The following is an 11,488-nucleotide window of genomic DNA, read 5'->3' as shown; positions in this document are numbered from 1 at the left end:
CGATGGCCAACTCGATGCCCGGCGAGAGCCCGCGCACGGAGGAGACAGAGTCCGTCCTCACCGGAGAGGGACAACCGACGACCACCGAGCCGGTCGCCGAGAAGCGGATCGAGGGGCGCAGCCCCTGGTTGCTCGCCTGGCAACGGCTGCGACGGGACAAGGTCGCGATGATCTCGCTCGGGGTCATCGTGCTCGTCATCCTCGGGGCGGTCTTCGCACCGCTCGCGACGACCATCACGGGGCACCCGGTCAACGAGCAGTACCGCCAGGCCGGGCTCAGCCCGGACGGCCTGCCGATCGGCCCCAACAGCACCTTCTGGCTCGGGACCGACGACCTGGGTCGCGACATCTTCGTGCGGATCGCCTACGGTGCCCGGATCTCGCTCCTCGTCGGAGTGGTCGCCACGGCCCTGACGGTCGTCATCGGCGTCATCGTCGGCCTCGCCGCGGGCTTCCTCGGCGGGATCGTCGACACGATCCTGGCCCGCCTCGTCGACGTCATCCTGTCCGTGCCGTTCCTCCTCGTCGCGGTCGCGCTCGTGTCGATCACCGGTCCGAGCCTGCTCGTGACCATCCTCGTCATCGGCTTCTTCAGCTGGGCGTCCGTCGCGAGGATCGTGCGGGGGCAGGTGCTCTCGCTCCGGGAGCGCGAGTTCGTCGAGGCCGCACGCTCGCTCGGCGCGACGAACTCCCGGATCATGTTCGTCGACATCCTGCCGAACGTGCTCGCGCCGGTCATCGTCTACGCGTCGCTGCTGATTCCCGTGGTCATCGTCGTCGAGGCGACGCTGTCCTTCCTCGGCCTGGGCTTGCCCCCGCCCACTGCCGACTGGGGCGGGATGATCAGCGAGTCGCAGAACTACTACACCGTCGCGTGGTGGTTCGTCGTGTTCCCCGGCGCAGCGCTGCTCATCACGACCTTGGCCTTCAACCTCTTCGGTGACGGCGTGCGGGACGCGTTCGACCCGCGCAGCGACCGAATGTTCGCCGGATAGGAGCTGGACCATGCTGCGATTCCTCGTGCGCCGGCTCGCGCTCGGTGTCCTCGTCATGTGGCTGATCACCGTCGCGGTGTTCGCCCTGTTCTTCATCGCCCCCAACAACGTGGCCCGCACCCTCGCCGGGCGCCAGGCCACGCCCGACGTCGTCGCGCTCATCTCGCACCGGCTGGGTCTCGACCAGCCGGTGTGGAAGCAGTACCTCGACTTCGTCGGCAAGGCCGTGCGGGGCGACCTCGGCTTCGACTACTACCACGGGGTGCCGGTCACGGACCTGATCGCGGGCGCGCTGCCGATCACCCTGTCGGTCGTGATCCCCGGGGCGATCATCTGGCTCGTGCTCGGTGTCTTCAACGGCGTCGTCTCGGCGATCCGGCCCCGCTCCTTCGTCGACCGGGGGATGACCGCCTTCGCGCTGTTCTTCTACTCGATGCCGACGTTCCTGCTCGGGCTGCTGCTGCTCTACTTCCTCTACTTCCGGCTGACGCTGGCGGGATCGGCGGTGTTCCCCGCGGGTGGCTACGCGCCGTTCACCGGTGGGCTCTACGACTGGTTCATCCACATGGTCCTGCCGTGGTTCACCCTCGCCCTCGTCTCGGCCGCGACCTACACGCGCCTCACCCGGGCGTCGATGCTCGACGTCCTCGGGGAGGACTACGTCCGCACCGCCCGCTCCAAGGGCGTCGGTGAGCGGCGGGTCGTGCTGCGCCACGCCCTGCGGGCTGCCCTGACGCCGATCGTGACCCAGTTCGGCATCGACGTCGGCTCGCTCCTCGGCGGTGTCGTCGTGACGGAGACCGTCTTCAGCCTGCCCGGGCTGGGCAAGACGGCGATCGACGCGATCAACCAGCAGGACCTTCCGGTCATCATCGGGATCGTCCTGTTCGCCTCGGCGGCCGTCGTCGTCGCAAACATCGTCGTCGACGCGTTCTACGCCGTTCTCGACCCCCGCGTGCGCCTGCACTGAGGCGCTCGCACCCCGCGCCACAGCAGGAGGTATGCCGCTCAGCGTGAGCCCGCTGAGCGGCCTACCTGACGCTGTCCTGACCTCCTGCGACGGGGCCGCCGATCTTTGCCACAATGGCCGGGGCGGCCTGCCGGCCGCTCCCTCTCACCCCTGCTCATTGGATGGCCATGATCGACAGACCCAGCTTCAAGTTGTCCCGGCGCGGATACGAGCCCGCGGAGGTGGACGAGTTCATCGAGGCGCAGAACCGCACCCTCACCGCGGCGAAGAAGGACGCATCGGAGCGCAGCGTCGAGCTGACCCGCCTCAACGCCGCCCTCGCCGACCTACGCACCCAGCTGTCGCAGCAGGCCCGCACCATGGTCGAGCTCAAGCGCTCCGCGTCCGTGGCCTCTGCGGCACCCAGCTACACCGACTTCGGTGAGCGCATCGGCAAGATGCTGGCCCTCGCCGAGACCGAGGCGGCCGAGCTGCGCAGCAAGGCCCAGGCGGACGCCGACGCCCTGCGGGAGCGGGCGACGAAGGCCGCGACCGAGCTGAAGGCCTCGACGACCGCCTATGCGGCTGAGGCTCGCGCCCGGGCGGACGAGGACGCGGCCCGGATCATCGCCCAGGCCCAGCGTGAGGCCCAGCAGGTCGTCGTCGAGGCACAGGGCGTCGCCGCGGCCCACCGCCAGGAGGCGGCGGCAGAGTACGAGGCCCAGCGGGCCAAGGCGTCGTCGGCGACGGCGGAGCTCGAGACGAGCCTGGCCGAGCGTCGTGAGCGCGCGGCGCAGGAGTTCGCCGCTCGCCGGGAGACCGAGGAGGCGGCCCTCATCGAGATCGCCGAGCGCGCCAAGCAGCTCGCGGCCCGCTCGGAGCACGAGACGACCGAGGCCCGCCACCGGGCGAAGGCGCTGCTCGAGAAGGCCCAGGCCGAGGCCGACGAGATCGTCTCCGAGGCCCGCGACCACGCCTCCCGGGTGCGTGAGGAGAGCGACCGCGAGCTCGCGGCCGCGATGGCCCAGCGCGACAGCATCAGTGCCCAGCTGACCAACCTGCGACAGATGCTCGCCTCGCTCGGCACGGGCATCGTCCCGGAGGAGACGCCGGCGCCCCAGCAGCAGCGGGGGTCGGGCGCGCCCGGCGGACCGGCACAGGGCCAGCAGGCGCGGCAGGCACCGCAGGGTGGCCGGCCGGGTGCAGCTCAGCCGGCCTCCGGGCAGGAGGGCGCTCGTCCGCAGGGCTCGGGCCAGCCTGGTCCTGGCCAGCAGGCTTCCGGACAGCAGGGCTCCGGACAGCAGGGCTCCGGACAGCAGGGCTCTACGCCCCAGGGCTCTCGGCCGCAGCGCGCCGGTCAGGACGGCGGAGGCGCCCAGCCCGCCGGCCAGCAGCGTCCTGGTCCGGCCGCCGCGGAGGAGAAGCCAGCCGGCAAGGGTGGTCAGCAGGAGCAACCGCAGCAGGGTGAGGGCAAGGCCCGGCAGACCGGGTCCAAGGCCTCGGCCAACCAGCGCTGACGACGCGTTCGCCACAGCCAACAGGAGCGGGCCCCGACGGGGGCCCGCTCCTGCTGTCGTCCGGATCGGGAGGGTCTCAGACCGGCCCGGCCAGGGGGTCGTCCTCGCCGGTCAGGACCTCGGGATGCCCGGGGTGCCGCTCGTCGGTGGACGGGGCCTGGCTCGTCGGGTCGGAGGTGTTGAGCAGCCGTTCGAGCAGGGCGCCCTGGATGCGCCGGAAGCTGCGCCGTGGGCGCTCCCGGTCGAGCACCGCCACTTCGAGCTGGTCCGCTGTCAGGTCACGACGCTCGCCGCCGTCCCCGTTCGGTGCCGCACCCAGGACGTTCACGGCGACCCGGAGCGCCTCGGCGAGGGAGAGACCGGGACGCCAGTTCGCCGCCAGGTGCTCCTCGGCCTGGTCGCTCGCGCCCCCCATCGCGACGTAGCCGCGCTCGTCGGCGACCGACCCGTCATAGGTGAGCCGGAAGATCTGGTCGTCCTCGGGCCGCTGCCCCACCTCGGCAACGACGATCTCGATCTCGAACGGCTTGCTCTCCTGGACGAAGATGGCGCCGAGGGTCTGGGCATACGTGTTGGCCAGGGCCCGCGCGGTGACGTCGGTGCGGTCGTAGGAGTAGCCCCGGACGTCCGCGTAGCGGATGCCGGCAACCCGAAGGCTCTCGAACTCGTTGTAGCGACCGACCGCCGCGAAGGCGATCCGGTCATAGATCTCGGACACCTTGTGCAGCGCGCTGGACGGGTTCTCCGCGACGAAGGCGATGCCCTTGTCATAGCCCAGCACGACGACGGACCGGCCCCGGGCAATGCCCTTGCGCGCAAAGTCCGCCCGGTCCTTCATGATCTGCTCGGGCGGAACGTAGAACGGCATGCTCATCGGGCACCCCCCGGGTTGTCGCGACGCGCGGCGACGATCGACTCGACGACGCCCTGCAGGATGTCGTCACCGATGAACCGCACGCCGGAGGCGTCCACGACCGCGACGCTCGGCCAGATCTGCCGGCCGAGGTCGGGGCCGCCGGTCGCCGAGTCGTCGTCGGCGGCGTCGTAGAGCGCCTCGATGGCGACCTCGATGCCGCGCTCCTCGGACAGCCCCGGCCGCCACAGCTTCTTCAGGGCGCCACGGGCGAAGAGCGAGCCGGAACCGGTGCTGTGGTGGCCACCCTCGGTGTAGCACCCACCGGTCACGTCGTAGGAGTAGATCCGGCCGCTGTCCGTCTCGAGGTCGTAGCCGGCATAGACGGGCACGACGGCGAGACCTTGCATCGCGAGGCCGAGGTTGCCACGGATCATCGAGGCCAGCCGGTTCGCCTTGCCCTCGAGGGACATGATCATGCCCTCGATCTTCTCGTAGTGCTCCAGCTCCACCTGGTAGAGCCGAACGAGCTCGACGGCCAGGCCCGCGGTGCCCGCGATCCCGACGGCCGAGTAGCCGTCGGCAGCGAAAACCTTCTGCATGTCCCGGTTCGCGATGAGGTTGCCCATCGTCGCCCGGCGGTCACCGGCCATGATGACGCCACCCTGATGGAGCAGCGAGACGATCGTCGTCCCGTGTGGCGCCTCCAGGCTCGCCGTCGGGGGCAGCGACCGCCCGGAGGGAAGCAGCTCCGGGCGGTAGGAGGCGAGGAAGTCGGTGAAGGACGAGGTTCCAGCGCTGAGGTAGACGTCGTCGAGACGGTGGGCCCGCGGCTCGGGCCGGCCGCTCACTGGCCGCCCTTCTGGACGAATCCGCGCACGAACTCCTCCGCGTTGGACTCGAGGACGCCGTCGATCTCGTCGAGGACCGAGTCGATGTCGTCGCCGAGGCCCTCCTTCACGGCGGCGCCTGCCGGCGCTGCGGGCGGGGCCTCCGGCGCGTCTGCCGGGTCGTCCTCACGACGTTGTGGCTTGGCGTGCTCCTGTGCGGCCATGACTACCTCCTCAGACTGGGGCGAATCACTACCTCGACCCTAACCCGTCGCGCTCAGTGGGCATCAGCGGACTCGCAGGAATCGGCCTCGGTGTCAGAACGGATCAGGAGTATTACCGGGACCATCATCTTGATCCCGCAGGTGAGGGTGGACCAACGGTTACTCAGGGGCGGCGAGTCCGGCCAGAAGCGCTCGCACGTCGGAGCTCTGGTCGAGCAGGTCTCCCACCTGGGCGCGCGTGCCGCGTTCCGGCTCGAGGATCGGCACGCGCTGCAGGCTGGCATGCCCCGGAACGTCGAAGACGACCGAGTCCCAGCTCGCCGAGAAGATGTTGGGGGCGAACCGACGCACGCACGTGCCCCGGAACCAGGCGCGGGTGTCCTCGGGCGGCAGCGCTTGGGCGGCCTTGACCTGCTCGGCCGAGACGAGCCGCCGGGTGCGTCCGCGCTCCTGCAGTCGGTGCGCCAGCCCCTTCTCAGGACGCACGTCGGCCCACTGGATGTCGATGGCGGCCAGCCGGTGGTCGTCCCAGGCGAGACCGTCCCGGTTGCGGTAGCCCTCGAGTAGCTGGAGCTTGGCCACCCAGTCGAGATCGGCGGCGCAGGACATGACGTCGCGGCCGAGCCGGGTCAGCACGTCCTCCCAGAGGGACATGACCTGCTCGGTCGCCTCGGGGGTCGGGTCGTCGGCCCGGCTGTCGAGCCAGGTGCGGGCCGCCTCGAGGTAGGCCCACTGCACGTCGAGCGCCGTCATCTCGCGTCCGTCGAGCAGCTCCAGCTTCGCCGTGAGGGAGGGGTCGTGCGAGACCGCCTGCAGCGCGCCGACTGGGCGTCGGATGGACAGGGGCTCGTCGAGGTGTCCGGTCTCGATCATGCCGAGCACGAGCGAGGTCGTGCCGAGCTTGAGCAGGGTCGCGACGTCGAGCTGGTTCGCGTCGCCGATGATGACGTGCAACCGGCGGAACCGGTCCGCGACCGCGTGCGGCTCGTCCCGGGTGTTGATGATCGGACGCTTGAGCGTCGTCTCGAGCCCGACCTCCGTCTCGAAGAAGTCGGCTCGTTGCGAGATCTGGTAGCCGGGGGTCCTCGAGTCGACGCCGAGCCCGACGCGGCCGGCACCGCAGATGACCTGCCTGGTCACGAAGAACGGGATGAGGTGCCGGACGATCTCGGGAAACGGTGTGCGCCGCGGCATGAGGTAGTTCTCGTGCGCACCGTAGGACTGGCCCTTGCCGTCGGTGTTGTTCTTGTACAGGTTGACCTGTTGGTGGTCCGGTCGGTCCGCGAGCAGCCGGACCGACTCGAGGGCGATGGCGTCGCCGGCCCGGTCCCACACGACGGCGTCGAGCGGGGTCGTCACCTCGGGCGAGCTGTACTCCGGGTGGGCGTGGTCGACGTAGTAGCGGGCCCCGTTGGGCAGCACGACATTGGCGAGGCTGGGGTCCTCGGAGTCGGTCAGCTGGCTGTCCTCGGCGTCGGCACGGCTCATCTGCCATCCGCGCGCGTCGCGTAGTGGGTCCTCGTAGGCGTAGTCCCAGCTCGACTGGTTCGACCGGATGCCGTGGGCCGCGGCGTAGACGCTGACCACCTGCCCGGACAGGAACATCGGGTTGGCGAGCGGGTCGCCCGGCACGGAGATGCCGTACTCGGTCTCGATGCCCATGATGCGACGAACCGTCATGGCCACGACGATAACCGGAGCAGGCGCCGAGGCCCCCAGCGCCCGCACAGACATGACACGGCGGGCTCCAGTAGGGTCATGCCGTCCCCGTCGAGAGGATGCCTGCGGTGAACGACGTCGTGGTCTTCAGCGGTTCGGCTCACATGGATCTGGCCAGGCGCATCTGCAGCCACCTCGGGGTGCGGCTGTCCCCGGTCGAGATCAAGCGCTTCAGCAACGACTGCCTCCAGGCGCAGCTGCTGGCGAACTGCCGCAAGCAGGACGTCTACCTGATCCAGCCGCTCGTCCCCCCGACGCAGGAGCACCTCATGGAGCTGCTCCTCATGATCGACGCCGCCCGGGGCGCGTCCGCCGGACAGATCACGGTCGTCATGCCGCACTACGCCTATGCCCGCTCGGACAAGAAGGACGCCTCGCGCATCTCGCTCGGGGGACGGCTCGTCGCCGACCTCATCAAGACCGCTGGCGCGGACCGGGTGCTCACCATGGCGTTGCACGCACCGCAGGTGCACGGCTTCTTCTCGATGCCCGTCGACCACCTGACGGCGATCGGCGTCCTGGCCGACCACTTCCGCGGCACCGACCTGCGTGACTCGATCGTCGTGAGCCCCGACCTCGGCAACGCGAAGGTCGCCACGTTGTTCGCCCGGCTGCTCGGCCTGCCGGTCGCCGCCGGCGCGAAGCAGCGGGTGGCCGACGACCGGGTCATCATCGACTCCATCGTCGGCGACGTCCGAGGTCGCCGGGCGATCATCCTCGACGACGAGATCGCGACCGGTGGCTCCATGGTCGAGCTCATCGACCGGCTCCGCGACGAGGGAGCCACCGGTGCCTCGGTCGTCTGCACGCACGGCCTGTTCGCCGGCAAGGCCGTCGAGCGGCTCCGGGGACACCCGTGGGTCACCGAGGTCGTCACCACCGACACGGTGCCGCGGCCGGCGGACTGGCCGGAGCTGCGCACGATCTCGGTCGCGCAGCTGTTCGCCGAGGCGATCAGCCGGATCCACCACGGCCGCTCGGTCTCGTCCCTGTTCGAGGGCGTCGACCCCGCCTACGCCCCACCGCAGGCGCGGCTGCCGTTCGAGACGACCGTATGAGCCGACGCGCCACTCCCCGACCGGTCGTCGGGCTGCTGCTCGACCTGTTCCTCGTCATCGTCTTCGCCGCCATCGGCCGGGCCTCGCACCAGGAGGCCAACCCCGTCCTCGGCGCCCTGCTGACCGCGTGGCCGTTCCTCGTCGGCACGCTCGTCGGCTGGCTCGTCGTGCGCGCCATGCGCGGCCGCTGGCCGGTCGCGACCGGCCCCGGGGTGACCGTCTGGTTCGCGACCCTCGTCGCCGGCATGGTGCTGCGCCGCGCGGCCGGCGAGGGCACGGCCTGGCCGTTCGTCATCGTCGCGTCGGTCACGCTCGCCGTGCTGCTGCTCGGCTGGCGGGCCCTCGCCGGTTGGCGCCGCAGCCGGTATGCCGCTGAGCCCGCCCCGCGGGCGACGGAGCCTCCGCGCGGGGCCGGCTGAGCGGCATACCCTCTGGTCGTCGGGTCAGAGGTACTGGCCCGTGTTGGCCGTCGAGATCGACCGCCCGGGCGAGCTGCCGTCCTTGCCCTTGATGAGGGTGCGGATGTAGACGATCCGCTCGCCCTTCTTGCCGGAGATCCGCGCCCAGTCGTCGGGGTTGGTCGTGTTGGGCAGGTCCTCGTTCTCCTTGAACTCGTCGACGCAGCTCGTGAGCACGTGCTCGACGCGGATGCCCTTCTGGCCGGTGGTGAGGTAGTCCTTGATCGCGAGCTTCTTCGCGCGGTCGACGATGTTCTGGATCATCGCACCGGAGTTGAAGTCCTTGAAGTAGAGGATCTCCTTGTCGCCGCCTGAGTAGGTGACCTCGAGGAAGCGGTTGTCCTCGACCTCGGAGTACATCCGCTCGACCGCCGCCGTGATCATGTCCTCGACCGTCTCACCGCGGTCGCCCTGGTGCTCGGACAGGTCGTGCTCGTGCAGCGGCAGGTCGGTTGTGAGGTACTTGCTGAAGATGTCGCGTGCCGCCTCGGCGTCGGGCCGCTCGATCTTGATCTTGGCGTCCAGCCGGCCGGGTCGCAGGATGGCCGGGTCGATCATGTCCTCGCGGTTGGAGGCACCGATGACGATGACGTTGTCGAGCCGCTCGACGCCGTCGATCTCGGCAAGCAGCTGCGGCACGATCGTCGTCTCGACGTCGCTCGAGATGCCCGAGCCCCGGGTGCGGAACAGCGAGTCCATCTCGTCGAAGAAGACGACGACCGGCGTTCCCTCGGACGCCTTCTCACGCGCCCGCTGGAAGATGAGGCGGATGTGCCGCTCGGTCTCACCGACGTACTTGTTGAGCAGCTCGGGGCCCTTGATGTTGAGGAAGTAGCTCTTGCGCTCAGCCGGGTCGGAGCCCTCGCGCTGGGCCACCTGGCGGGCGAGCGAGGCCGCCACCGCCTTGGCGATCAGCGTCTTGCCGCATCCCGGTGGGCCGTAGAGCAGCACCCCCTTGGGCGGCTTGAGCGCGTGCTCGCGGAACAGCTCGGGGTGCAAGAAGGGCAGCTCGACGGCGTCGCGGATCTGCTCGATCTGCCCGGTCAGGCCGCCGATGTCCTCGTAGGCGACGTTGGGCACCTCCTCGAGAACGAGCTCCTCGACCTCGAGCTTGGGGATGACCTCGTAGGCAAAGTTGCTGCGCGGGTCGAGGGTCAGGGCGTCGCCGACACGGACGCGTTCGCCCCGCAGCGTCTCGGCGGGCCGGCAGACCCGCTCCTCGTCGCCGTGGGTCACGACGACGAGCCGGCCGTCGGACAGCTTCTCCTTGACGGTGACGACCTCACCGACGCGCTCGTAGCCGTGCACCGACACGACGTTGAGCGCCTCGTTGAGCATGACCTCCCGCCCCGGGCCGAGCTCCTGCGCGTCGACCGAGGGGCTCACCGCGACCCGCATCTTGCGGCCCCCGGTGAGGATGTCGGCGGTGCCGTCCTCCTCGACGTCGACGATGAGCCCGAAGGTGCTGGGCGGCTGGGCGAGCCGGTCGACCTCCTTCTTGAGGGTGACGATCTGCTCCCGCGCCTCCTTGAGCGTGCGCACCAGCCGCTCGTTCTGCGTGGAAAGGGTGGTCAGGGAGGTCTGCAGGTGGTTCAGCCGCACCTCGAGCTCGCGGGCGCGGTCGGCTCCGGAGGAGCCACGGCGGATGCCGTGCACCTCGGACTGCAGGGCCTCCCGGTCTCGGTCACCCGGCGCACCGGGTGGCATTCCTCGGGTCTCGTCGGTCATGTCGGCCTCCTGGTCCGCGCTGCCTGACACTTCGACCCTAACTCGCCACGGCGACTATCCGTCGGACGTCCCGGTGAGTGAGCGTCGGAGCCGCCGAATCCGCTTGTCGGACTTGACTCGCTCGCCGAGAGCCTCCGGCGTCCACTCCGTGTCGTCGAAGCCTCCCGACGCCGCGGTGCTCTCCCCGGTGAGCTCCGACTCGGTGCCGTCGGCGATGCCGTCGTCAATGCCCAGCCGGTCGTCGGAGCTGCCGGCGCCGGCCGCCTCAGGGCGCGACCCCTTGGCGGGCCGGCGCTTGCGCTCGGGCGGGGTGACCCCAGGCGCCAGGCGTCGGGTCGAGATGAGGAACCCGGTGTGTCCGTGCATTCGGTGCTGGGGCCGGACCGCGAGACCCTCGAGGTGCCAACCGCGCACGATCGACTCCCATGCGGTCGGCTCGGTGAAGCCCCCGTGGGCCCGAATCCCCTCGGCCACCCTGCTGAGCTGGGTCGTCGTCGCGACATAACAGATCAGTACCCCGCCCGGGATGAGCGCATCGGCCACGACGTCGAGGCACTCCCATGGCGCGAGCATGTCGAGCACGACGCGGTCCACGCTGCTCTGCTCGACCTCCTCCGGCAGGCGGTCGACGAGGTCGCCGAGGTGCACCGACCACGCGGGGTGGTCACCGGCGAAGAACGCCCGGGCGTTGGCCTTGGCGATCTCGGCGAAGTCCTCGCGCCGCTCGAAGCTGTGCAGCCGCCCCGACTCACCGATGGCCCGCAGCAGCGACATCGACAGTGCCCCGGAGCCGACCCCCGCCTCGACGACGACGGCACCCGGGAAGATGTCCGCCATCTGGACGATCTGTCCGGCGTCCTTGGGGTAGACGACCGCGGCGCCGCGGGGCATCGACATGACGTAGTCGGACAGCAGCGGCCGCAGGGCGAGGTACTCGATGCCAGCGGTGTTCGTCACGACCGACCCGTCCGGACGGCCGATGAGGTCGTCGTGCCGCAGGTAGCCGCGGTGGGTGTGGAACTCGCGGCCCGGCTCGAGGGTGATGGTGTGCAGGCGTCCCCTCGGGTCGGTCAGCTGGATCCGTTCCCCGGTCTCGAACAACCCACGGCGGTGGTGCGGGTGCGCTTCGGGTGCCGGCGTCGCGGGGCTCGTCATGG

General features: G+C 70.3%; 11 protein-coding genes. 5 read left to right on the top strand and 6 right to left on the bottom strand.

Going from position 1 to position 11,488, the window contains the following annotated elements:
• Nucleotides 1-2: 2 nt before the first annotated feature.
• From N864_RS00470 to N864_RS00460, 3 genes are all read left to right on the top strand, one after another.
• Entirely contained in the window at nucleotides 3-995 is a 993-nt protein-coding gene (locus tag N864_RS00470) for an ABC transporter permease (RefSeq protein WP_205620829.1), read from the top strand.
• Nucleotides 996-1,005: 10 nt separating this feature from the next.
• Nucleotides 1,006-1,965: an ABC transporter permease gene (locus tag N864_RS00465; protein WP_034712071.1), complete on the top strand. Its 960-nt coding sequence runs from the start codon at nucleotides 1,006-1,008 to the stop codon at nucleotides 1,963-1,965.
• A 167-nt stretch (nucleotides 1,966-2,132) separates the two neighbouring features.
• The gene (locus N864_RS00460) at nucleotides 2,133-3,461 is read left to right on the top strand and encodes a coiled-coil domain-containing protein (protein WP_051517997.1); all 1,329 of its coding nucleotides are present in this window, start codon (nucleotides 2,133-2,135) and stop codon (nucleotides 3,459-3,461) included.
• 76 nt (nucleotides 3,462-3,537) lie between these two features.
• On the opposite strand, the gene prcA is transcribed toward N864_RS00460, so the two are convergent.
• The 4 genes from prcA to dop form a co-directional block, all read right to left on the bottom strand.
• A complete protein-coding gene (prcA, locus tag N864_RS00455; RefSeq protein ID WP_081793229.1) occupies nucleotides 3,538-4,335 on the bottom strand; it encodes a proteasome subunit alpha in 798 nt (265 codons plus the stop codon).
• Nucleotides 4,332-5,165, bottom strand: coding sequence for a proteasome subunit beta (gene prcB, locus N864_RS00450; protein WP_034712068.1), 834 nt, complete (start codon nucleotides 5,163-5,165; stop codon nucleotides 4,332-4,334). The genes prcA and prcB overlap by 4 nt, the downstream gene beginning before the upstream one ends.
• Complete coding sequence (locus N864_RS00445) at nucleotides 5,162-5,368, bottom strand: ubiquitin-like protein Pup (protein WP_034712065.1); 207 nt, start codon at nucleotides 5,366-5,368, stop codon at nucleotides 5,162-5,164. The genes prcB and N864_RS00445 overlap by 4 nt, the downstream gene beginning before the upstream one ends.
• A 159-nt stretch (nucleotides 5,369-5,527) precedes the next feature.
• Nucleotides 5,528-7,048 carry a depupylase/deamidase Dop gene (gene dop / locus N864_RS00440; protein ID WP_034712062.1) on the bottom strand — a complete coding sequence of 507 codons (1,521 nt, stop codon included), beginning with the start codon at nucleotides 7,046-7,048 and terminating at the stop codon, nucleotides 5,528-5,530.
• A gap of 107 nt (nucleotides 7,049-7,155) precedes the next feature.
• Between dop and N864_RS00435 the strand changes: the two genes are divergently transcribed.
• Nucleotides 7,156-8,145, top strand: coding sequence for a ribose-phosphate diphosphokinase (locus N864_RS00435; RefSeq protein ID WP_034712059.1), 990 nt, complete (start codon nucleotides 7,156-7,158; stop codon nucleotides 8,143-8,145).
• Nucleotides 8,142-8,564 carry a DUF3054 domain-containing protein gene (locus N864_RS00430; protein WP_051517996.1) on the top strand — a complete coding sequence of 141 codons (423 nt, stop codon included), beginning with the start codon at nucleotides 8,142-8,144 and terminating at the stop codon, nucleotides 8,562-8,564. Before N864_RS00435 ends, N864_RS00430 begins: the two co-directional genes overlap by 4 nt.
• A 24-nt stretch (nucleotides 8,565-8,588) precedes the next feature.
• On the opposite strand, the gene arc is transcribed toward N864_RS00430, so the two are convergent.
• Complete coding sequence (gene arc / locus N864_RS00425) at nucleotides 8,589-10,331, bottom strand: proteasome ATPase (protein ID WP_051517995.1); 1,743 nt, start codon at nucleotides 10,329-10,331, stop codon at nucleotides 8,589-8,591.
• Nucleotides 10,332-10,385: 54 nt separating this feature from the next.
• A complete protein-coding gene (locus N864_RS00420; protein WP_034712054.1) occupies nucleotides 10,386-11,486 on the bottom strand; it encodes a tRNA (adenine-N1)-methyltransferase in 1,101 nt (366 codons plus the stop codon).
• Between the last annotated feature and the right edge of the window lie 2 nt (nucleotides 11,487-11,488).

This window comes from Intrasporangium chromatireducens Q5-1 (assembly GCF_000576575.1).
GTDB lineage: Bacteria > Actinomycetota > Actinomycetes > Actinomycetales > Dermatophilaceae > Intrasporangium_A > Intrasporangium_A chromatireducens.
Note: the sequence above shows the minus strand (reverse complement) of the source record. Positions and strands in the feature narration are given on the sequence as shown.